This is a genomic window from Hydrogenophaga sp. GW823-FHT04C09, assembly GCF_058796355.1.
Genome location: NZ_JBXAIO010000001.1, coordinates 224,051 through 247,993 on the forward strand (window position 1 = coordinate 224,051; position 23,943 = coordinate 247,993).

General features: G+C 73.9%; 5 protein-coding genes. All 5 read right to left on the reverse strand.

Translation table 11 applies throughout. The annotated features are described in order from the left end of the window. Positions 1-2: 2 nt before the first annotated feature. From AC1Q9M_RS00970 to AC1Q9M_RS00990, 5 genes are read right to left on the reverse strand one after another with little or no spacing between them, the layout of a single operon-like run. Entirely contained in the window at positions 3-7,730 is a 7,728-nt protein-coding gene (locus AC1Q9M_RS00970) for an SDR family NAD(P)-dependent oxidoreductase (protein ID WP_492431985.1), read from the reverse strand. Beyond that, complete coding sequence (locus AC1Q9M_RS00975) at positions 7,727-12,109, reverse strand: type I polyketide synthase (RefSeq protein ID WP_492431986.1); 4,383 nt, start codon at positions 12,107-12,109, stop codon at positions 7,727-7,729. The genes AC1Q9M_RS00970 and AC1Q9M_RS00975 overlap by 4 nt, the downstream gene beginning before the upstream one ends. After that, the gene (locus AC1Q9M_RS00980) at positions 12,106-18,537 is read right to left on the reverse strand and encodes an SDR family NAD(P)-dependent oxidoreductase (protein WP_492431988.1); all 6,432 of its coding nucleotides are present in this window, start codon (positions 18,535-18,537) and stop codon (positions 12,106-12,108) included. The genes AC1Q9M_RS00975 and AC1Q9M_RS00980 overlap by 4 nt, the downstream gene beginning before the upstream one ends. Then, positions 18,537-23,054 carry a type I polyketide synthase gene (locus AC1Q9M_RS00985; RefSeq protein WP_492431990.1) on the reverse strand — a complete coding sequence of 1,506 codons (4,518 nt, stop codon included), beginning with the start codon at positions 23,052-23,054 and terminating at the stop codon, positions 18,537-18,539. The genes AC1Q9M_RS00980 and AC1Q9M_RS00985 overlap by 1 nt, the downstream gene beginning before the upstream one ends. Beyond that, positions 23,051-23,830 carry a thioesterase II family protein gene (locus tag AC1Q9M_RS00990; protein WP_382158230.1) on the reverse strand — a complete coding sequence of 260 codons (780 nt, stop codon included), beginning with the start codon at positions 23,828-23,830 and terminating at the stop codon, positions 23,051-23,053. The genes AC1Q9M_RS00985 and AC1Q9M_RS00990 overlap by 4 nt, the downstream gene beginning before the upstream one ends. Between the last annotated feature and the right edge of the window lie 113 nt (positions 23,831-23,943).

The following is a 23,943-nucleotide window of genomic DNA, read 5'->3' on the forward strand; positions in this document are numbered from 1 at the left end:
CTTCATCCCTTGCGTTGCGCGCGTTGCGCGAGCAAGCGGTCCACTTCTTCGTCGGAAAGGTCTTCGATCGCGTCCACCATGCTGGCCGGCTCTTCGACCGCGACCGCCACCGCCTCGGGCGCTGCGGGCGCGGGCGGCTGGATCACGTCGTTGAGCAGGTAGTCGGTGAGCGTGTCGATGGTCGGGTAGTCGAACAGCAGGGTGGCCGAGAGCGTCTGCCCCAGCGCCGAGCCCAGCGTGTTCCTCAGTTCCACCGCGAGCAGCGAGTCCAGGCCGAGTTCGCCCAGCGGCGTGCGCGGATCGACCGCGCGGGCCGGGTCCACGCCCAGCGCCTTGAGCGCGCGCTCGCGCACGAAGGCCGCCACCAGCGGGCGACGGCGCCCGGGCGGTGCGTCCTGCAGCTGCTGGCGCAGGCCGGCGGCCGGTGCGCTAGCGCCGGCCTTGGCGGCAGCCACCGCGACGGCGCCCTGCCCGGCCACGCCGGCCAGGAAGGCCGGCGGCGTCGCCAGGCCCATCGCCTGCAGGTAGCGCGGCCACTCGATCGGCAGCACGGCGGCCTGGGCCTCGCCCTGGGCCAGCAGGCGCTCGAAAGCCAGCAGGCCCTGCGGCGGCGTGAGCGCGCCGATGCCCTGCGCGGCCAGGCGCTGCGCGAGCTGGCGATCCGCCGCCGCACCCACTTCCGTCCAGGCGCCCCAGTTGATGCTCAGGCCCGGCAGGCCCCGGCCCTGGCGCTCGTGGGCCAGCAGATCGAGGAAGGCGTTGGCCGCCGAATGGTTGGCCTGACCGCGCGAGCCGAGCACGGCCGCCACGGAGGAGAACAACACGAAGAAGTCCAGCGCGTCGCTGCGGGTGAGCTGATCCAGCAGCCAGCCGCCGCGCACCTTGGGCGCGAAGACGTGCTCGAAGCGCGCCGCGTCCTGCTGCAGCAGGCCCGCGTCGTCCAGCACCCCGGCGCTGTGCACCACGCCGCGCAGCGGCGGGCCGTTGGCGCGGATGCGCGCGAGCAGCGCGGTCATGGCCTCGCCATCGCTCACGTCCACCGCCTCGGCCACCACGGTGGTGCCCAGCGCGCGGATCTCATCCAGCACGGGCGCCACCTCGGGCGTGACGCCCCGGCGGCTGATCAGCACCACGCGGCCCGCGCCCTGCTCGGCGAGCCGGCGCGCCACCACCGGGCCCAGCCCGGCCAGGCCGCCGGTGATGAGGTAGGTGCCGTCGCGGCGCACCGAGGCCGGCGCGGCCGCGCCGTGGCGCACCACGACCTTGCCGGTGTGTTTGGCCTGGGCCATGAAACGGAAGGCGCGCTCGGCCTCGTCCAGCGCGAACACGTGGCGCGGCAGCGGGGCCAGCCGGCCTTCGCCCAGCTCGGCCACGAGGCGCGCCAGCATGCCGCCAATGAGCGCCGGGTCGCGCTCGCCGGTTTCGCCCCAGTCCACGATGTGGTAGCGCAGGCCCCGGTTCAGCGCCTGCACCCACTCGGGTGTCTTGATGCCGCGCTTGCCGATCTCGACGAAGCAGCCGCCATCGGCCAGCGCCCGAAAGCCCGCGTCGATCAGCTCGCCCGAGAGCGCGTTGAGCACGGTGTCCACGCCCCGGCCTTGCGTGAGCGCGAGCACCTCGTCGGCGAAGTCGGCGCTGCGCGAATCCATCACGTGCGGCACGCCCATGGCGCGCAGCAGCTCGCGTTTCGCTTCGGAGCCGGCGGTGGCGAACACCTCGGCACCGGCGCGCTGCGCCAGCCGCACCGCCGCCATGCCGACACCGCCGGCCGCCGCGTGGATCAGCACGCGGTCGCCGGCCTTCATGCCGGCCAGGTGGCCCAGGCAGAACTCGGCGGTGACGAAAGGAATCGGGAAGGACGCGCCCTCTTCCGCGCTCAGGCCGGCCGGCCGGGGCTGCACGAAGGCGGCGCGCGCGATGACGTGCGAGGCGAAGCTGCCGCCGGCCACGGCCAGCACGGCATCGCCCACGCGCAGGTGCGTCACACCGGGGCCCACCGCGCTCACGCGGCCGGCGCACTCGCCGCCCAGCGGGCCCGGGTCGCCGGGGTACATGCCCAGCACGTTGAGCACGTCCTTGAAATTCAGGCCCGTGGCCTCCACCGCGATCTCGACCTCGCCGGCACCGGGCGCGCGGCGCTCCAGCGGCTGCAGGCCGAGTTCGTCGAGCGCGCCCCGGACGGCGGGCGCGAGGCGGTAGGCGGCCGGGCGGCCGGTGCTGCCCGTGACGGCTGAGCGCCGCAGGTGCGCCAGTTGCGCGGCGCGGCGTTCGCCCGCGCGCCAGGCGATCTGCTTCGACGCCGACGGGCCGGCCGCCGGCGCGTCGAGTTCGGCCAGCAGGGCCTCGATCTCCGCGCCCTCTTCCAGGTCCACGCAGGCACAACGCAGTTCGGGGTGTTCCAGCGCCACCGCCTTGGCCAGGCCCCACACCGGTGCCTGCGCCGGGTTGAGCGCGCGATCGCCCTCGTCGGTGCGCTGGGCACCGCGCGTGGCGAACCACAAGGGGGGCGGCGCGCCCAGGCCGATGAGCGCCTGCGCCAGCAGGGTGCCGCTCACGGCGCCCACGGTCTGCGCGGCGCTCAGCTGGCTGGCCGAGAGACCTTCCCAGGGCTCGGCGTCGAGCGACCAGGCGTGCACCACGCCGTGCACCGCCTGGCCCGCGGCCTGCAGCTCGCTGAACACGCGGCGGTGGTCGGCGGCGGACGCCGGGTTGATGCTGAGGGTGCCGTCGGCACCCGACATGAAGCGTTCACCCGCGCGCACCAGCACGCACTGATCGCCGCGAGCGCGCAGTCGATCGGCCAGTTTTGCGGCCACGCCGCCTTCGTCGGCCCACAGCAGCCAGCGGCGCGCGGCCGGGCCGGCGGCGCGCGCCAGCAGCAGCGACTGCAGGGCCAGCGTGCCCTGGTGGCCGCCGCCTTCGGGCAGGGCCGTGCGTTCTTCGAAGCCCCGGTCGGCCAGCAGCGAGAGCCAGGCCTCGCGCGGCAGGGTGGCGTAGTCGGGCCGCAGGTCGGTGTCGTCGAAGGCCCACCAGCCTTCGGTGAGGCCCACGGTGAGGTCGAACCAGCGCTGCGGTGCCGTCACCTCCAGCATGGCCAGCAGGCCGCCGGGCACGAGCAGGCCGCGCACGCGGTCGAGCGTGCGGCGCAGGTCGGCGGTGGCGTGGATCACGTTGGCGGCGATGACCACGTCGAAGCTCTGCGGATCGAAGCCCTGCGACTTCGGGTCCTGTTCGAGGTCGAGCACCGCGAAGCGCATGAAGCCGTGCGCGGCGAAACGTTCCCTGGCGCGCGCCACGAACAGCGGGCCGATGTCGGTGAAGGTGTATTCCACGCCCTGCGTGGGCAGGCGCGGCGCCACGCGCGCGGTGGTGCCGCCGGTGCCACCGCCGATTTCCAGGATGCGCAGCGGCCGGCCGCTGCCCGCGGCCTGGTGGGCCATCACGGCCAGCATGACCTCGGTCATCAGGCCGTTGAAGACCTGGGCGGTGGGCGCGTCGCGGTACATGCGCTCGGCGGTGTCCAGCGAACCGCCGGGGAACAGCAATTGCATGGGCTCACGTTCGCCGCGCAGGGCCTCGGCCATCTCGGCGGCCACGCGGCCGGTCATCTCCAGCTCGGCGGTGGCGTCCGGGTAGGCGGCCTTCAGGCGCGCCAGTTCGGTCTCGGGCTGCGCCTCGTGCAGGGCACGGCGCACCACCCAGCCGGAAGCCTCGCGGGCCAGCAGGCCCACCTCGCCTAGGATGGCCAGCAGGCGGCCGAACAGGCGGTGGTGGCGCGCCTGCACGCCCAGGCGCGCGGCCAGGGTGGCTTCGGTGGCGTGTTCGCCCACGGCGGGCGCCCAGCCCAGGCGCGAGAGCGTGCGCACCACGTACTCGGCGCACAAGGCTTCGAGCTGGGGAATGAAGGCGTCGTAGGCGTCCAGGCGCGCCGATTGGCGCAGCGCGGGCAAGGCCTGCATGGCCTGGGCGCTCAGCAGCGGTAGCGGGGCCTGCGGCGCGGCGTCCTGCACCAGCGCCGGCGCGGCGCGCCACACGGTCTCGTACAGGCAGTCGTCGAGCCAGCGCTCGCCCAGGCGCGCCAGCGCGTCGCGCGAGACGCGCTTGAGTTGCACGTCGGCCAGCTCGGCCAGCAGCGTGCCGTCGGCCTGCCAGACGGTGACGGTGGCGCGGCTCGATTCGGCGCTGCTGGCGAGCACGTTCACATGGCTCCAGCAGCGCGCGCCGGGCGTGCCGTGCAGCGCGAAGCGGCCGATGCCGATGGGCAGGTACAGGCCTTCCTCGCCGTCGGTGGGCAGCGCGGCGGCCAGCACCTGCAGGCAGCCGTCGAGCAGCACGGGGTGCATGCCGTAGGCGCCGGTTTCCCGGGCCAGCGCATCGGTCAGGACGATCTCGCCCACCGCCTGCGACGGCCCGCGCCACAGGGTTTGAATGGACTGGAAGCCGGGGCCGAAGTCCAGGCCACGGCGCGCGAAACCTTCGTAGAAACCGGCGATGTCCACCGGCTCCGAACATGCGGCCTTCAGGGCCGCCAGGGAAGCCGTCGAAGCCGGCGCGGCGCCCGCGCGCAAGGTGCCCGACACATGGGCCACCCAGGGTTCGGCGTCGGCGGCGTCTTCACCCAGGCTGCTGAGCGTGACCGCCACCGCGCCGCCCTGCCGCGCCGCGCCGCAGACCACCTGCAGCGTGCGCGCGGCGCCGTCGTCGGCCAGCAGCATCGCTTCCTGCACGGTGATGTCTTCGACCGCCACCGGCCCCTGGCCGAACAGCTGGCGCGCGGCGGTCAGCAAGGTGTCGAGGTAGGCGGTGGCCGGCACGACCACGTGGCCTTGCACCCGGTGTTCGCGCATGAAAATGGGCTCGTCCGCGCTCAGGCGGGATTCAAAAACCGTTTCGCTGCCCGCGCCACGCAACCGCGTGCCGAGCAAGGGATGGCCCGTGCCCCGGCCGCGCACCGCGGGCACCGGCGCGGGTGGCTTGGCCTGGAACCAGCAGCGCTCGCGCTGGAAGGGGTAGGACGGCAGGTCCACCGTGCGGCCGGGGCCACCGGCGCGCCAGTTCAAGTCGGCACCGGCCAGGTACAGCGCGCCGACGGCGTCGAGCATCTGTTCGCCGTCGTGGCGCCCCTTGCGCAGGGACGCGACCAGCGTGGGGCCGGCATCGCCCCAGGCGCGGCTGGCCATGGTCAGCAAGGTGGGGTGCGGGCCGATCTCGATGCACACGTCCGGCCGCAACGCGGCCAGCGCCTGCAGGCCGTCGCCGAAACGCACCGCCTCGCGCACGTGCTGGCGCCAGTAGCTGGCGCGGGTGAACGCCTCGCTCGCCAGCGCGCCGCTGAGGTTGGACACCACGCGCAGGCCGGGGCGCGAGAAGCGCAGCTGCGCCGCCTCGCGCTCGAAGGCGTCGAGCATGGGCTCGACCAGGGGCGAGTGGAAGGCGTGGGAGACGGTCAGGGCCTGGGTGCGCACGCCCTGCCCCGCCAGTTCGCGGCAGACCGCGTCCACGTCGGCCTGCACGCCGGAGATCACGACCTGGTCCACGCCGTTGACGGCGCCCAGCGACACGCTGTCGCGGTAGGGTTCGATGGCTTTTTTCGCCTGTTCCTCGGTGGTGAAGATCGCCGCCATGCCGCCGCCGGCGGGCAGCGCCTGCATCAGGCGGCCGCGCACCGCGATCAGGCGCAGCGCGTCTTCCAGGCTGAACACGCCGGCCACGCAGGCCGCCACGAGTTCGCCCACCGAATGGCCGATCACCGCCTGCGGCGCGACGCCCCAGGTGCGCCACCATTCGGTGAGCGCGTATTCGACCGCGAACAGCGCGGGCTGGGTGTAGGCGGTCTCGTTGAGCGGCGAGGTCTCGCCCTCGGCCGGGAACAGCACGGACAGCAAGGGCCGTTCGAGCTGCGGCGCGAGCAAGGCGGCGCAACGGTCCAGCGCGGCGCGGAACACCGGTTCGCTGTCGTACAGGCCTCGGGCCATGCCGGCGTACTGCGCGCCCTGGCCGGTGAACAGGAAGGCGATGCGTGGCGGGTCGCGGCGCGTCACGCGGGCGGTTTTCACGCCCTCGGTTTCGGCGCCGCGCGCGAGCGCGTCGAGGCGCTCGCAGAGTTCGGCCACGCTGTGGGCCAGCACGGTGGCACGCTGCGCGAAGTGCGAACGACCGACGTTGGCGGTGAAGCAGATGTCGGCCAGCTCGGCGTCGTCGCGGCCACGCAGGGCCTTGGCGTAACTCGCGGCCAGGGCGGCGAGCGCGGTCTCGTCTCGCGCCGACAGCGCCATCAGGTGCGCGGTGCGCGCCGGGCGGGCCGGCAGCGCGGGGGCCTCGGGCGCTTCTTCGAGCACCACGTGGGCGTTGGTGCCGCTGAAGCCGAAGGAGCTCACGCCAGCGATGCGGCGCCCGTCGATGGGCTGCCAGGGCGTGTGCTCGGTGGGCACGCGCAGCGCGTGGTCGGCCCAGGGGATGTGCGGGCTGGGCGTCTTGAAATGCAGGTGGGCCGGGATCTCGCGGTGCTGCAGCGAGAGCACCAGCTTGATGAGGCCGGTGATGCCGGCGGCCGCTTCCAGGTGGCCGATGTTGGTCTTGACCGAGGCCAGCCACAACGGCTGCTCGCGGTCCTTGCCGAACACCGCGCCCAGGGCCTGCACCTCCAGCGGGTCGCCGAGCTGGGTGCCGGTGCCGTGCGCCTCGACCAGGCCCACTTCGTGGGGTGCCACGCCCGCGCGGGCCAGCGCCTCGCGGATCACGGCTTCCTGCGCCGGGCCGTTGGGCGCGGTCAGGCCGCTGCTGGGGCCGTCCTGGTTGACCGCGCTGCCGCGAATGACGGCCAGCACGCGGTCGCCATCGGCCTGGGCGTCGCTCAGGCGCTTGAGCACCACCATGCCGCAGCCTTCGCCGCGCGCGAAGCCGTCGGCCGAGGCGTCGAAGGTCTTGCAGCGGCCGTCGGGCGCGAGCATGCGCGAGTGCGACAGCGCGATGTACAGGTCGGGCGAGAGGATGAGGTTGACGCCGCCGGCCAGCGCCATGCGGCACTCGCCGCTGCGCAGGGCCTGGCAGGCCAGGTGCACGGCCACCAGCGAGGAGGAGCAGGCGGTGTCCAGCGTCAGGCTGGGGCCCTGCAGGCCCAGCAGGTACGAGAGGCGGCCGGAGACGATGCTGTGCGCCATGCCGGAGGTGAAGTGCGCGTCGAGCAGCGAGCGGTCGCCGCTCATGAGCTGCATGTAGGCGTAGTCGCTGGCGGTCACGCCCACGTAGACGCCGGTGCGCGAGCCTTCGAGCCGGTCGGGCGCCTGGCCGGCGTTCTCCAGCGCTTCCCAGCTCACTTCGAGCAGCAGGCGCTGCTGCGGGTCCATGCCTTGCGCCTCGCGCGGGGCGATGCCGAAGAAGCCGGCGTCGAACTGGTCCACCGGGCCGAGGAAGCCGCCCTGGCGCGTGGCGATGCGGCCCGGGACTTCGGGGTCGGCGTCGTAGAGCGCGTCCATGTCCCAGCGGTCGGCGGGCGTGGGGCCGATGGCGTCCACACCGTCGCGCATGAGGCGCCAGAAGCTGTCGGCGTCGTTCCCGCCGCCGGGCACGCGGCAGCCCAGACCGATCACCGCGATCGGCTCGCGCGCGGCGCGCTCCATGGCCGCCAGGCGCGACTGCGCGTCCTCCAGGGCCAGGAAGGCGCGCTTGAGGGGCGACAGGGCCGCAGGCTCCTGCGGCGCCGCAGCGGGGTTCGGACGCTCGTCGTTCATGGTTTTCCCAGGCGGTCGAGGAGCAGGGCCTCGATGTCCGCATCGCTCATGGCCGCGACCGCGGCCTCTCCCAGCACCGCCGGGGCGGGTGCAACTTCCATGCCCGTCGGGGCCCCCGGCACCGGGGCCTCGGGCGGCGCCAGGCGGCCCAGCAGGTGGCTGGCCAGGGCGTCGATCGTCGGGTAGTCGAACATCAGGGTGGCGGGCAAGGGCTTGTCCAGGCCCAGGCTGGCGCCCAGCTGGTTGCGCAGCTGCACCGCCATCAGAGAGTCGAAACCCAGGTCCATCAGGCGATCATGCCGCCCTGGTGTGTCGTTTTTGTCCAGGCGCAGCACACGCACGACCCGATCGCGCACGAATTCACGCAAAAGCTCCAGACGTTCGCCCGGCAGGGCCGCTTCCAGCTGCTCGCGCAGGGCGCCGGCGGGGGTCTGGGCCGGGGTGGCGCTGGGCGCCATCGCCTCGGACACCTCGCCGGCCTGCGCCGCCGGCGTGCCCGCCGACGCATCGCCGGGCACGCGCGCGACGATGACGTGCTGGCCCAGCCACTCGGCGCTGGAGCCGGCCTGGGGCCAGGCGCCCGCGGCGTCGAAACCGGCGTCGCGCAGCGCCTGCAGCCAGGTGGCGGGCGGCAGCAGCGGGTTGTCGGTGCGCAGGTCGTCGGCGAAATGCTGCCAGCCTTCGATCAGGCCGGTGGTCATGTCGAACCAGGCCATGTGCACGGTGGACTCGACCAGCAGCAGCACGCCGCCCGGGGCCAGCAGCTGGTGCAGGCGCGAGAGGGTCAGGCGCAGGTCCTTGCTGGCGTGCACCGCGTTGGCCGAGACGATGACGTCGAAACTGTGCGGCGCGACGCCCTGCTCCAGCGGATCGCGGTCCATGTCCAGCACGCCGTAGCTCACGAAGGGGTACGCCGCGAAGCGCTCGCGCGCCCGGTCCATGAAGAAGTCGGACACGTCGGTGAAGCGGTACGCCGTGCGGTCGGCCGGCAAGGCGGGCAGCAGCGAGGCGGTGGTGCCGCCGGTGCCGGCACCGACCTCGAGCACGCGCAGCTGGCGCCCCGGTGCCACCGAGGCGCCCAGGGCCTCGAAACCCGAGGCCGCGAGCGCGTTGATGTAGCGCATGGTGGCCGAGCGCTCGTACAGGCCCTCGGCCAGCTCGAAGCCGCCACCGGGGAACAGGGTTTCCAGCGGGCTCTCGCCGCCGCGCAGCACCGGGCTCACGAGTTCGCCGCAGTGGCGCACGTAGGCCAGCAGGGGCTGGTTGTCGGCGAACAGCGCCTCGGCCTCGCGCCAGAGCGCGGCCAGGTCGGGCTCGGCCAGCGGCGCGGATGCCACGAAGCTGTCGCCCTCCTGCACGAGATCGCCCTGGGCGACCAGCCGGTCCAGCCAGCGCTGCACCAGGTGGCCATAGGTCTCGGCGATGCCCGCGCGCTGCAGCACCTGGGCCAGGCTGTGGCGCTCGCCCGCCGCCTTGAACAGCCCGCCATCGCGCAGGGTGCGCACGGCGTGGGCCGAGGTGATGCGCTCCAGGCAGGCCCACTTGGCGGGGTAGGAGGCGGCGTTCAGGTCGAGCGGGCCGCGTTCGGCCTGGCGCTGGAGCGCGCGCGTGAGCGTGTCCCAGCGGCGGGCGGCACCGTCGGCCGGGGCGGCCGGCTGGCCCACCACGTCCATCCAGTGGCGGCGCTCGCGGAAGGGGTACGTGGGCAGGGCCACGCGCTGGCGGGCCTGGCCGGCGTCGAGCGCGGCCCAGTTCACGTCCGTGCCCGCGAGGTACAGGCGCTGCAGGCCTTCGAGCAGGTCGGTCCAGTCGGCGCGCTCGCGGTGCAGCGAGGGCAGCCATTCGACCGGCGCGCCAGCGGCGCATTCGGCGCCCATGCCCAGCAGCACGGGGTGTGGGCCGATCTCGATGAAGTGCGTGATGCCCTGGGCCAGCAGCACCTGCAGGGACTGCTCGAAGCGCACGGGCTGGCGCATGTGGTCCAGCCAGTAGCCCGGGCGCCCGATCTCTTCCACGCCCGCGAACTGGCCCGTGAGGTTGGACACCAGCGCGATCTGCGGCGCCGAGAAGCGCACGCCTTCGAGCGCGCGGCCGAACTCGGGCAGCACCGGCTCGATCCAGCGCGAATGCGCCGCGTGCGGCACGCGCAGCGCCTTCGCGCGCACACCGGCGCGCTCCAGGTGGGCCAGCAGCGCGTCCACCTCGGTGCGCAGGCCGCTGACGACGAAGTGCTCGGGGCCGTTGTAGGCGGCGATGGTCAGCGCGCCGCCGGCACGGGCCAGCTCGGCCGTCACCACCGCCTCGGGCGCGAAGACCGCGGCCATGCCGCCGTCGGCGGGCAGCGCGTGCGTGAGGCGGCCGCGCTCGGTGACCAGGCGCAGCGCGTCGTCGAGCGGGAGCATGCCGGCCACGCAGGCGGCGGCGTACTCGCCCAGGCTGTGGCCCATCACGGCCACCGGCTCGATGCCCCAGGAGCGCCAGAGCGCGGCCAGCGCGTACTCGATGGCGAAGGTGGTGGGCTGCGCGTAGAGCGTGTCGTTGATCGGCGAGGCCTCGCCGGGCGCGGCGAAGATCACCTCCAGCAGGCCACGCGGCAGCAGGGGCGCGAGGCGTGCGGCGCAGTCGTCCAGCGCCTGGCGGAACACCGGCGCGCTGTCGTACAGGGCCCGGCCCATGCCGGCGTACTGGGCGCCCTGCCCGGTGAACAGGAAGGCCACCTGCGGGCGCTGCGCGCCTTGCACCTGGCTGGCCTCGGCCTGGGCCAGGCCCTGGCGGATCCCGTCGAGGTCGGCACCGACCACGGCCACGCGGTGACTGAAGTGGGCCCGGCCGGCGTTGGCGGTGAAACAGAGGTCGGCCAGGGGCGCGGTGGCCGTGGCCAGCGCGGCCTCGTGGCGGCGCACCAGTTCCTGCAGCGTGGCGCCGTCGCGCGCGGAGAGCGCCAGCAGGTGCAGCGGGCGGTCCTTGCCCGCCGGGGCGGGTGTCTTCTGCGGGGCTTCTTCGAGGATGACGTGGGCGTTGGTGCCGCTGAAGCCGAACGAGCTCACGCCCGCGAGGCGCCGGCCTTCGATCGGCGCCCAGGGCGTGACCTGCGCGGGCACGGTCAGCGCCAGGCGGTCCCACGCAATGTGCGGGCTGCCGGTGCGGAAGTGCAGGTGCGGCGGGATCTCGCGCCGCTGCATCGCCAGCACCACCTTGATCACGCCGGCCATGCCGGCGGCCGCTTCCAGGTGGCCGATGTTGGTCTTGACCGAGCCGATGGGCAGCGGCTGCGCCGCGCTGCGGCCCTCGCCCAGCACCGCGCCGAGCGCGCCCACCTCGATCGGGTCGCCCAGCGGCGTGCCGGTGCCGTGCGCTTCCACATAACCGATCGCGCTCGCCGGCACCCGGGCCGAGGCCAGCGCCGCGCGCAGCACGGCCTCCTGGGCCGGGCCGTTGGGCGCGGTCAGGCCGCCGCTGCGGCCGTCCTGGTTGAGCGCGCTGCCGCGCACCACGGCCAGCACACGGTCGCCCTGCGCCAGCGCGTCCGAGAGGCGGCGCAGCACGAGCACCGCGCAGCCTTCGCCGCGAACGTAGCCGTCGGCCTCGGCGTCGAAGGTCTTGCAGCGGCCATCGGCCGCCATCATGCGGGCGCGCGAGAAGTTGATGTTCATCTCGGGCGTGAGGATCAGGTTCACCGCCCCGGTGAGCGCCCGGTCGCACTCGCCCGCGCGCAGCGCCTGGCAGGCCTGGTGCAGGGCCACCAGCGAGGAGGAGCAGGCGGTGTCCACCACCACCGCCGGCCCCTGCAAGCCCAGGAAGTAGGACAGCCGGCCGGCCACCACGCTGTAGGCGTTGCCGGTGCTGAAGTAGGCGTCGATCAGCTCGCGGTGGGCGAACAGCGCGCGGCCGTAATCGTTGTTGCTCACGCCCAGGTAGACGCCGGTGCGCGAGCCCGCGAGTTCGGGGCCGGCGTGGCCAGCGTCTTCCAGCGCCTCCCAGCTCACCTGCAGCATGAGGCGCTGCTGCGGGTCCATGCTGGCGGCCTCGCGCGGCGAGATGCCGAAGAACTCGGCGTCGAAGCGGTCCACCTGGTCGATGAAGCCGCCGAAGCGCGTGGTCATCTTGCCCGGCGCGTCCGGGTCTTCGGCGTAGAGCGCGTCGAGCGACCAGCGGTCCGCCGGGATGCCCTGGATCGCGTCGGTGCCCGACCACAGCAGCTCGGCGAAGCTCTCGGCGTCGTGCACACCGCCGGGCAGGCGCATGCCCATGCCGACGATGGCGATGGGTTCGTGCAGCGCCGCCTGCGCGCGGGCCAACTGGGCCTTGAGATCGCGGATCTCGAGCAGCGCGCGCTTGACGGGGGTGAGCGCTTCGGCGCCCGGCGGGGTGTCTGTCATGTGTGCTCCGAGGACCCGCTTTCGAGTTCCTTCAACAAGAGGGCTTCGGCTTCTTCATCGCTGAGGTCGGCCAGTTCATCGAGCGCGGGCGGCGCGGCGGCGGGCGCGGCGAACGATTGCGCGGGCGCCGCCTCGACCTCCAGGCCCAGCGTGCGCAGCAGGCTGGTGGCCAGGGCGTCGAGCGTGGGGTAGTCGAACAGCAGCGTGGCCGGCAGCGGGTGCGCGAAGGCTTTGGCCAGGGCGTTGCGCAGCTCCACCGCCATCAGGGAGTCGAGGCCGACTTCCTTGAGTGCGATGCGGGGCTGCAGCGGCTGTGCCGATTCCAGGCCCAACACCTGCAAGGTGCGCTCGCTCAGGTAGGCGATGAGGGCCGCGCGGCGCTGGCCGCTGGGCATGGCCTGCAGCCGCTCCAGCACCGCTGGCCCGGCGGGCGGGGCAGCGGGCGCCGTGGTGGGCATGGCGGTGGCCAGGGTCTGGAAGAAGCCCGCGTCGGCCCCGGCCGGCAACTGCGCCAGGAAGCGCGTCCAGTCGATCGGCAGCACCAGCGCATGGGCGGTGCCCTCCTGCAGCAGCTGCGCCAGCGCGGCGAAGCCGGTGGCGGGCGTGATCTGGCCCAGGCCGCGCGCGGCCCACGCGCCGTGGCCGCTGCTGGCCGACTGGGCGGCCATGCCGACCTCGGCCCAGGCGCCCCAGGCCACGCTCAGGGCGGGCAGGCCCTGGCGATGGCGCGCGTGGGCCAGGGCATCGAGTTCGGCGTTCGCGGCCGGGTAGGCCCCCTGCCCCGCCGCGCCCAGCCACAGGCCGGCGGCGGAATAGAGCACGAAGAGATCGAGCGGCAGGTGGCGCGTGAGATCGTGCAGCACCCAGGCGCCGTGGGCCTTGCCGCGCAGCACGGCCTGGCAGCGCGGCCAGGTCTGGCGCAGCAGCACGGCGTCGTCCAAGGCGCCGGCGGCGTGCACCACGCCGCGCAGCGGCGGCATGGTGCGTGAAAGGCTCTCGAGCACCGAGGCCATGCGCTCGCGGTCGGCGGCGTCGGCCTCGAAGGTGTTCACGGTGGCGCCCTGCGCGCGCAGTTCGGCGATCACCGCCCGCGCGTGGTCGCCAGGCGCCGAGCGGCCGCTGAGCGCCAGGTGGCGCGCGCCCGAGGCGACCAGCCAGCGCGCCGTTTCCAGGCCCAGGCCACCCAGGCCGCCGGTGATCCAGTAGGTGGCGTCGGCGGCGATCGCCGCCGGCTGCGGCACGCGCAGCACGATCTTGCCCACGTGCTTCGCTTGCGCCATGAAGCGGAAGGCTTCCTGCGCGCCTTCCAGTGGGTAGATCCGCACCGGCAGGGGCGCAAGACTGCCATCGGCGAAGGCCTCGAGCAGGTCGTCGAACATGGGCCGCAGCAGGCCGTGGTCGGCCTGGGCTTCGGAGCCCAGGTCGTAGGCGTGGTAGCGCACATCGGGCCGCAGCGCGGCGGCGCTGTCCACGGTCAGGATGTCGCGCTTGCCCAGTTCCAGGAAAGTGCCGCCCTGGCCCAGCGCGCCCAGCGTGGCGGGAATGAAATCGCCGGCCAGGGAGTTGAGCACCACGTGCACGCCCTGCCCGTTCGTGGCGGCGCGCAGCTCGTCGGCGAAGGCGAGCGAACGCGAATCCATCACTTGCGCCACGCCCATCCGGCGCAGCAGCTCGCGCTTGTCGGGCGAGCCCGCCGTGGCGAACACCTGGGCGCCCGCGCGCAGCGCGAGCTGCACCGCGGCCAGGCCCACGCCACCGGCGGCGGCGTGGATCAGCACGCGCTGGCCCGGCCGCAGTTGGGCGAGGCGGTGCAGGCCGTGGTGGGCGGTGAGAAACGCCACCGGCAGGGCCGCGGCGTCTTCCACGGCCATGCCGGCCGGCAGCTTGGCGAGAAAGGCCGCCGGCACGGTCACGTCCGTGCCCAGGCTGCCGGGCGCGTAACCGAACACGGTGTCGCCCACCGCGAGCCCCTCGACGCCCGCGCCGATGTCGGTGACCTCCCCGGCGCACTCGGCGCCCAGCGGCACGCCGGGCGCGCTGTACATGCCCAGGGTGAGCAGCACGTCGCGGAAATTGATGCCGGCCGCGCGCACGCGCAGGCGCACTTCGCCGGCCTGCAGGCGGTGGGGCGTGGAGGCCTGCAGCCGCGCACCGTCGAGCGTGCCGGCCTGGGCCACCACCCAGTGGCGGGGCTCGCTGCGGCGCGCACCCTCGCCCCGGCGGTGGCGCACCAGCCGGGCCGCCCAGCGCTGCGCGCCACGCAGGGCGATGCGCTGCGGGGACGCGGGGGGTTGCCGCAATTCGGTCAACAGGTTCAGGGCCGCGTTCGCGGTGTCCGTGGGGTCCAGGTCGATCGCATGGACCTGCAGTTCCGGGTGCTCGACCGCCACCACGCCCGCCAGGCCCCAGAGGCCGGCCGCACGCGGCCGCAGGGCGTCGGCGGCTTCCTGGCCGCTGACCGCCTGCGCGCCCCGGCTCACCAGCCACAGCGGCGCGGGCGCGGCGCCCAGGCCCTGCACCAGCGCGAGCGCGCTGCCCACGGTGAGCCAGTCGTCGTCGTGCTCGGCGGGCCCGTCGAGCGGCGCCGTGTCCAGGCTCCAGAGATGCACCACGCCGCGCCACGGGCCGGCGGTGTCCAGGGAGTCGCCCGGTCGCACGCGCACGCACTGCGCGCCGGCCTGCGTCAGGCGGTCCGCGAGTTCGTCGGCCACACCGGAGCGGTCGGCCAGCAGCAGCCAGCGGCCTTGCAGATCGGCCGTGGCGGCGAGCAGCGGCTGGGGCTGCCAGGCCAGGTCGTACAGCAAACCGTCGCTGGCATCGGCGGCCGCGAAGGCGCTGGCGTCGGCCGGGGCGAAACGCATGCCGTCCAGGCGGGCGACCACGGTGCCGTCGGGTTCGCAGAGGGTCACGCGCGCGGTGAGCGAGCTGCCGGTCTCGACCACGCTCGCCGACACCTGGAGGCGCCGCGACCGCGACGGGCGCAGCAGCAGCTCGTCCACCCCCAGCGGCAGGTAGAGGCTGGGCGGCAGGCCGCCACCGGCGTGGCCCGCGGCCACGGAACAGAGCTGCAGCGCGCCATCGAGCAACACGGGGTGCAGGGCATGGCCCGTGGCCAGGCCTTCGTCAGGCAGTTCCACCCAGCCGCTGGCCACGCCAGGGCCGGACGCCACGTCCCGCAGCACGCGGAAACGGGGACCGAAGGCCACGCCGAGTTCGGCAAAGCGCTGGTGGACCGCCGAGGCGTCCACGGTGTGGTCGGTGGTCACGGCATCGGCCACCTCGGCACCGTTCGCGGCCACGGCGCGGGCGTTCGCCACCGGCTGCCACCCATCGCCATCGAGCGCCTGGTGCAATTCGAGGTCCACGGCGCCACCCTCGTCCAGCGTGGCCGAGACCTGCCACCGCGTGGCCGGCTCGTCCGCCTCGGCGATGACCAGCGGGCGCGAGAGCGTGAAGCCGGTGAGCCGCACGGCGTCGGCCCGCAGCAGGTCGCGCGCGGCCGCGCCCAGCACGTCCATCATGGCGGCGGCCGGCATCAGCAGGCGGCCGAAGATGCGGTGGTCGTTCAGCCAGGCGTGCGCGGCGGAGGCATCACCCTCGTGGATGCGCATCTTCTGGCTCGCCATGGGCAGGCGCCGGCCGAGCAAGGGGTGCACGGCCGCGCCCTGTGCCGTTGAAACGCTCGGGGTCGAAACAGGGCGCGGGCGGATCCAGTGGCGCTTGCGCTGCCAGGGGTAGGCCGGCAGCGGCACCACCTGCCCGCCGTCGGGCTGGAGCGCGTCCCAGGCCGGCATGAGGCCGGCGGCGTACAGGCCGGCGCAGGCCTGCAGCAGGGTTTCGCGCTCGGGCTTGCCGCGGCGCAGCGAGGTCAGCAAACGGGGCTCCACCTCCGCACCGGCCAGGCATTCGGCGATCGAGGCGCCGAGCACCGGGTGGGGGCCGATTTCGAGGAACACGTCGAAGCCGTCGTCCGCCATGGCCTGGATGGCCGGGGCGAAGCGCACCGTCTGGCGCACGTTGCGGCCGAAGTAGCCGACGTCGAGCGGCTGCGGGTCGAGCAAGGCGCCCGTGACGGTGGAGTAGACCGGCACGCCCGGCGCCGCGCAGCGCAGGCCCGCGAGTTCGTCGGTGAGCCGCTGCTGGAACGGCGCCATCTGCGCGCTGTGGAAGGCGTACTGCACCGGCAGCATGCGGTGGGCCACACCGCGTGCCGTGAGCTGGTCGAGCGCCTCGTCCAGGGCCTTCGCGTCGCCCGAGAGCACCACGCTGCGCGGCCCATTGAGCGCGGCCACGGAGAGTTGCCCGTTCCACGGCCTCACGAATTCGTCGGCGGCCTCGGCGCTCAAGCCGACCGAGGCCATGCGCCCCAGACCGGTGGCCTGCTGCATGGTGCGGCCCCGATCCCAGACCACGCGGATCGCGTCGGGCAACGGGAGCACACCTGCCACGTGCAGCGCGGCCATCTCGCCGATGCTGTGGCCCACCAGGCCATCGGGCTGGATGCCCCAGGATTTCCAGAGCGCCACCAGCGCCACTTGCAAAGCGAACAGCGCGGGCTGCGCGACCTCGGTTTCGCCGAGCCGCGAGTGCGCTTCGTCCGCCGCCAGGGCGTCCAGCAGCGACCAGCCCGAGAGCGGGCGCAGCAGCGCGTCGCACTCGGTCATCACCGCGCGGAACACGGGCTCGCTGGCCAGCAGTTCGCGGCCCATGGCGTGCCACTGCGGCCCCTGCCCGCTGAACACGAAGGCCACGCGCGGCAGCGCGATGGACGAGCGCTGGCCGCTGGCCAGCGCCGGCGCGTCTTCGCCGAGCGCGAACTGGTTCAGGCGCGCGGCGATGTCTTGAGCCGACTGGCCGACCACGGCCAGGCGCACATCGTGGTGCGTGCGGCGCTCGGCGGCGGTGAACACGGCATCGGGCAGGGCCACCACGCCCTGGGTGAGGAAACCGGCCCAACGCTGCGCCACGGCGCGCAGGGCCTCGGGGCTTTTGGCCGACAGGGGCAGCAGGTGCCCGGTGCCGTCGCCGGGCGGGGACGGCTCGGCCGGCAGCGCCGGGGCCTCTTCCACGATCACGTGGGCGTTGGTGCCGCCCACGCCGAAGGAACTCACGGCGGCGCAGCGCGCCTGTGCGCCACGCGGCCAGGGCGTGAGCGCGGTGGCCACGGCCAGGCGCGTGCCGGCGAGCGAGATGTGGTGGCTCAGGCGGGTGAAATTGGGTTGCGGCGGGATCGCCTCGTGCTGCAGCGCCAGCACGGTCTTGATCAGGCCGACCACACCGGCGCCCGCTTCGAGGTGGCCGATGTTGGCCTTGGCCGCGCCGATGTAGCAGGTGCCGGCGCCGGGCGCGGGCTGGCCCACGGTGGCGGCCAGGGCCTCCACCTCGATCGGGTCACCCAGCGCGGTGCCGGTGCCATGGGCCTCGACGAAACCGATGCGGTGGGGTTCGAGCTGCGCGTTGTCCAGCGCCTCGCGCACCATGGCCTGCTGGGCCAGGCCGTTGGGGGCGGCCAGCAGCGTGGAGTGGCCGTCGGAGTTCACGGCCGAGCCGCGCAGCACGCCGAGCACGCGGTCGCCATCGGCCACCGCGTCGGCCAGGCGCTTGAGCACCACCACGCCACAGCCTTCGCCCCGGCCGAAGCCGTCGGCCGATTCGTCGAAGGTCTTGCAGCGGCCGTCGGGCGCCATGAAGCCGACCTTGGACAGCGAGACCATCAACTCGGGCGAGATCATCAGCGACACGCCACCGGCCACCGCGAGATCGCTTTCGCCGCTGCGCAGGCTCTGGCAGGCCAGGTGGATCGCCACCAGCGAGGACGAGCAGGCGGTGTCGATCGACAGGCTGGGGCCGCGCAGGTCCAGCAGGTAGGACAGCCGGTTGGCGACCACGCTGTGCAGCGTGCCGGTGAGCGTGCGCGCGTCGACGGCGGCCAGGTCGTTGTGCTGCATCTGCGCGTAGTCGCTGTGGTAGCTCGCGATGTACACGCCGGTGCGGCTGCCTTGGAGGTGCGCCTCGGACAGGCCGGCGTCGTCCAGCGCCTCGATGGCGACTTCGAGCAACAGGCGCTGCTGGGGATCCATGCGCTCGGCCTCGCGCGGCAGCACGCCGAAGTACGCGGCGTCGAAGCCGTCGATGCGGTCGAGGAAGCCACCCCATTTGGTGAGCGACTTCGCGGGTGCGGCGGCATCGGTGCTGTACCAGGCATCACCGTCCCAGCGGTCGGCGGGCACTTCGCGGATCGCCTCGCGGCCATCGCGCAGCAGTTCCCACAGATCGGCCGGCGACTCCACGCCGCCGGGCGTGCGGCAGCCCATGCCGACCACCGCGATGGGGTCGGCGCGCAGCACCGGCTCGGCCGATTCGCGCAGTTGTCGCGCCATCAGCGCGAGCTTGAGCGCGGACAGGCCTTTGAGCGCGTCGGATGCCATCAGCCTCCTCCCCGGCGGCGGTTGCCGCGCAGCGCCAGCAAGGCGTCTTCATCGGACAGGGCGGCCACGACGGGCGCGGCCGGTGGTGGGGAGGCATCCTGGGCCGGTGGCGCCACCGGCGCGGCGGCATCGGCGCCCGCCAGATGGGCGGCCAGCGCTTCCACCGTGGGGTAGTTCCAGGCCAGGGTCGCCGACAGCGAGCGGCCCGTGGCGGCTTCGAGCCGGTTGCGCAGTTCCATGGCCATCAAGGAGTTCAGTCCCATCGAGCCCAGGGCCTTGCGCGGGTCCAGGCGCGCGGGCGCGATGCGCAGCACCGCCCCCACGGCTTCCTTCACCAGGCCCTCCAGCAGGCGGCGCCGTTCGGCCGGCGCTGCCGTGGCGAGTTGTTCACCCAGGCCCGTGGTGGCGACCGGTGCCGCCGGCAAGGCGGCCAGCAGGTCGCGGCAAAGCGGCGCGGAGCGGCCGGCCCGTGCCATCGCGAAGGCCGCCCAGTCCAGAGGCACCACGATCAGGTGCGCCTCGCGGCGCTGGCACAGCCAGGGGAACAGCGCGGCGCCTTGCGCGGGCTCGAACGCCCGGATGCCCTGGCGCTCCATCTGCGCGACGTTCCGGGCACCGGCGTCGCCGTGCACGAGGCCGGTGCCGGCCCACACGCCCCAGCCGATGCTGAGCGCGGGCAGGCCGCGCGCGCGCCGGTCCTGCGCCAGCGCGTCCAGCCCGGCGTTGGCGGCCGCGTAGTTGGCCTGGCCCGCCTGCGCGAACACGGCGCCGGTGGAGGAAAAGGTGACGAACAGGTCGAGGTCGGGCAGCAGCTGGTCCAGCCAGCGCGCGCCCTGCAGCTTGGGCCGCAGCACCGCGTCGAAGGCGGCCTCGTCCATCTGGCCGGCCAGGCGGTTGTCGAAGGTGCCGGCGGCGTGCACCACGCCCCGGATCGCCGGCCAGGCCTCGGCGGCATAGCGCGCGAGGAAGGCTTGCAACTGATCCTTGTCGGCCACGTCCACCGCGGCGACGTGCACCGAGGCGCCCAGGGCTTCGAGCGCGCGCACGGCGGCCACGCGCCGGCCTTCGGTACTGGCGGGGTCGAGCGCGCCCCAGGCCGCGCGCTCGGGCAAGGGGGTGCGGCCCAGCAGCACCAGCCGGCGCGCCCCGCCTTCCACCATGGCCTGTGCCACGTGGCCGGCCACGCCGCCCAGGCCACCGGTGATGAGGTAGGCCGCGTCGGCGCGCCACGCAAAGGGCTGCGCCAGGCGGTCGCGCTCGGCGCGCGCCAGGCGCAGGACATGGCGATAGGGGCCGCGCCAGGCGACCTGGTCTTCGCCATCGGCGCACAGCAGGTGGTCCGCCAACGCGCCTGCGCCGCGGGCGGCGTCGAAGTCCGCGCCGAGGTCGATCAGACCGCCCCAGTGTTCGGGGTGCTCTTCGGCGAGCACGCGGGCGCTGCCCCAGAGCGCGCCTTGCTGCAGCTGCACGCGCTCGCCCGGCACCACCGCCTGGGCAGCCTGGGTGATGAACCAGAGGCGGGCGTCGGAGCCCGCGCTGCGCAGAGCGCGCAGCGCCTGCAAAGGGAGAAACGGCGCCGTGGCGTCCTCTTTCGCCCAGAGCACCACATGGTCGCAAGGCTCGGCAAGCGCGGCGTGCAGCCCGGCCAGCGGCACGCCGCGCGCCTGCATGCCCGAGGCGCGCAGCGCGGCCACCAGGGCCTCGTCGGCCGCACCGACCACCAGCCAGCGCGAAGCGCGCGGCGCGCTGTCGTGGGAAGGGTCGCTGGCGGTCCATTGGAGCTGGTACAGCCAGTCCAGCGAAGCGGCGTCCGGCTTGCGGGTCGGGCCCGGCGCGCCGCTGGCGTTGAAGCTCGGCACCTCGGCCGCGTCGGCCCAGTGCCGTTCTCGCTGCCAGGGATAGGAAGGCAGGTCCACCCAGCGGCCCGGCGCCGGCTGGCTCGCGCGCCAGTCCACGGGAATACCGTGCGTCCACAGGGCGCCCAGTGCGGCGCGGGCCCCCAGGCAGGCCGGCTCGTCGCGGTGGCCGCAGGCCACGGTGGCGATGTCGCGCGCGGCGATCTGCGCGGTCTGCTGCAGGGACGGCAGCAGGACCGGGTGTGGGCCGAGTTCGACGAACACGGTGATGCCCTCGGTCAGCATCTGCTCCACGGCGTGCGAGAACAGCACCGGGCGGCGCAGGTTGTCCGCCCAGTAGGCGGCGGGCATTTCATGGCCCTCGACGCGGCGCGCGCGCACGGTGGAATACAGAGGGCAGCGGGCGGCCGAGGGCGACAGGCCGTCGAGTTGCTGGGCCAGTTCCTGCGCGAGCGGCTCCATCTGCGGGCTGTGCGAGGCCACATCCACCTTCACCAACCGGCAGAAGATCTGCTCGCGCTCGAGTTCGGCCATCACGGCCTGCACCGCCTCGGGCTCGCCCGAGATGACGCTGGATCGCGGGCTGTTGCTCACCGCCACCGACAACCGGTCTTCCCGGCCTCGCAGGCGCTGGCGCGCATCCTCCATCGACAGCTCCACCAGGGCCATGGCGCCCAGGCCGCTGACGCGCCGCATGAGCCGGCTGCGCGCGCACACGATCTGCATGGCCTGCCCGATGTCGAGCACGCCGGCGATGCAGGCCGCGCCCACCTCGCCCATGCTGTGGCCCACCACCGCGTCGGGCTCCACGCCCCAGGAGCGCAGCAGCGCCGCGTAGGCGATCGCGAGGGACACCAGCACCGGCTGCACCACGTCGATGCGGTCGAGCTGGGCGTCGGCGCTGCCGGGTTCGGCCTGCAACAGGGCCAGGATGGACACGTCCAGGTAGGGCCGCGCGGCGGCATCGCACTGCGAAAGGATGTCGCGAAACACGGGCTCGTGAGCGATCAGCTGCCGCGCCATGCCGCTCCACTGCGCGCCCTGCCCGGGCACGACGAAAGCGAGCCGCGGACGCTCACCGGGGCGCGCCTGGACGCCCTCGCCTTCGCCCGAAGCGAAGCGCTGCAGGGCCTCGCGCAGCGAAGCCGCGTCCTGCGCGGCGAAAGCCGCCCGGACTTCCAGCGCCGAGCGCCGCAGCGCGGCCGCCTGGCAGAGTTCCTCCAGCGCCAGGGCCTCCGCGTCCGCGAGCCGATCGGCATACCGGGAAGCGAGCGCGCGCAAGGCCTCCGGGCTCCTGGCGGACAGCGGAAGCACCACCGCCGGGCCGGGGGCGGCGGGCGAAGCCTTCGCCTCGACCGCCGGCGCCTCCTGCAACACGACGTGGGCGTTGGTGCCCGCGATGCCGAACGAGTTGACGCCCGCCACGCGCGGGGTGCCCGATGCCGGCCAGGCCGCGAGCGAGGTCGGCACGCGAAACGGCAGCTCGCCCCAGGGCACGCCGGGATTGGGATTCACGAAATGCAGGCTGGCCGGCACCGCACCGTGGTGCAGCGCGAGCGCGGCCTTGATCAGCCCGGCCACGCCGGCCGCGCCCTCGGTGTGGCCGATGTTGGTCTTGACCGACCCGATGTGGCAGGTGCTGCCCGCCTCGCGGGCATCACCCAGCACGGCGCCCAAGGCGGCGATCTCCACCGGGTCGCCGGCGCGCGTGCCGGTGCCATGCGCTTCCACGTACGACACCTGCGAGGCGGCCACGCCGGCGTCGCGGTAGGCGGCGCGCAGCATCTCTTCGTGGCCGATGCGGCTGGGCCGGCCCATCACGCCGCTGCTGCGGCCATCGTTGTTCACCGCGCTGCCGCGAATCACCGCGTAGATGCGGTCGCCGTCGCGCACCGCGTCGGCCAGCCGCTTGAGCACCACCAGCCCAGCGCCTTCGCTGCGCACGTAGCCGTCGCCCGAGGCGTCGCCGAACTTGCAGTGGCCGTCGGCGGCCATCATGCGACTCTGCGAGTAGCCGATGGTGATGTGCGGCTGCAGGATCATGTTCACACCGCCGGCCAGGGCCAGGCGCGTCTCGCCGCTGCGCAGGCTGCGCACGGCCAGGTGCACCGCCGCCAGCGACGACGAGCAGGCCGAATCGATCGTCAGGCTCGGCCCGCGAAAGCCGAACACGTAGGAGATGCGCCCCGACGAGGCGTAGCGCCCGCTGCCCAGCGTGGACGGGAAGTCGATCGCCTCGGGTTGGGCGAACAGCCGGGACTCGAAATCACTGACCCACTGGCCGATGTAGACCGCCGTGTCGCTGCCTTCGAGCTGCGGCACGTCCTGGCCGGCGTCTTCCAGCGCCTCCCAGGCCGTCTCCAGCAGCACGCGCTGCTGGGGATCGATCACCTGCGCCTCGCGCGGCGAAATACCGAAAAAATCGGCATCGAACAGGTCCATGCGATCGAGGAAGCCACCGCGCCGCGACATCATGCGGCCCGGGGTCGCGGGGCGCGCGTCGAAAAACCGCTGGAGGTCGATGCGGTCGGCCGGCACCTCGCCAATCGCATCCTGCCCTTCGCTCAAAAGCCGCCAGAAGCTGGCGGAGTCGATCACGCCCCCCGGGAAGCGGCACCCGATGCCCACGATGGCGACGGGTTCCTTCGAGGGGTGGTTCATGCCGAGGTCTCACGCGGCCGGGCCTCGGCCAGCAGCGGCGCCAGCGTGGCCGACAGGTCGGCCAGCAGCGGATCTTTCTGCGCCTGGAGGTAGAAGTGATCGCCCGGGAACACCCGCACGCGGAACGCGCCCTGGGTTTCGCCGCGCCAGCCGTCCAGGTGCGCGCGCGGCGTCAGCGGATCGTCCGAGCCGCCGAACACCGTGACCGGGCAGGCCAGCGGCGCGCGGGAGGCCGGCGGCAGGTGGGTCTCCAGCGCGTGGATGTCGGCCCGCAGCGCGGGCAACAGCAACGCCAGCAGCTCCTCGTGCTCGGCCACCTCGGGCGGAATGCCACCGTAGCGGCGGTTGATCTCGGTCACGAAATCGGCGTCCGACAGGACGTGCAGCAGGGGATCGGGGTTGGGCCAGTGCGGCGGCCGCCGGCCCGAGACGAACAGGTGGCGCGGCATCGGCGCGCCGGTCGCGTGCAGCGCACGCGCCACTTCGCTCGAGAGCACCGCACCCATGCTGTGGCCAAAAAAGGCGAACGGCAGATCGAGATGGGGTTGCAGCGCGGCCACCACGGCGCTGACGAGCTCGGGCAGGTGCGTCATCGCGGGCTCGTTCAGGCGGTTGGCGCGGCCAGGCAGCTGGATCGCGCAGAGCTCCAGATCGGCGGGCAGCGCAAGCGACCAGGGCCGGTACACGGCCGCGCCCACCCCGGCATGGGGAAAGCAGAACAGGCGGGCCCGCGCCTGCGGCCTGGGCGTGAAGCGTTGCAACCACAGGCTGTTCATCGCGCGCCCCACAGCCAGGCTGAAGATGGCGTCCCGATGGTCACGGTTGTTCCGCGGTCAGGATGTGAAGCGGTCCAGCGTTTCATCGTGTCGTCCCTTGCGATTCACCCCCC

Excerpts from the sequence above, each read along its gene's own strand:
- AC1Q9M_RS00975 (WP_492431986.1), bottom strand. The coding sequence starts at position 12,109 with ATGACAGACACCCCGCCGGGCGCCGAAGCGCTCACCCCCGTCAAGCGC.
- AC1Q9M_RS00985 (WP_492431990.1), bottom strand. The coding sequence starts at position 23,054 with ATGAACCACCCCTCGAAGGAACCCGTCGCCATCGTGGGCATCGGGTGC.
- AC1Q9M_RS00970 (WP_492431985.1), bottom strand. The coding sequence starts at position 7,730 with ATGAACGACGAGCGTCCGAACCCCGCTGCGGCGCCGCAGGAGCCTGCG.
- AC1Q9M_RS00980 (WP_492431988.1), bottom strand. The coding sequence starts at position 18,537 with ATGGCATCCGACGCGCTCAAAGGCCTGTCCGCGCTCAAGCTCGCGCTG.
- AC1Q9M_RS00990 (WP_382158230.1), bottom strand. The coding sequence starts at position 23,830 with ATGAACAGCCTGTGGTTGCAACGCTTCACGCCCAGGCCGCAGGCGCGG.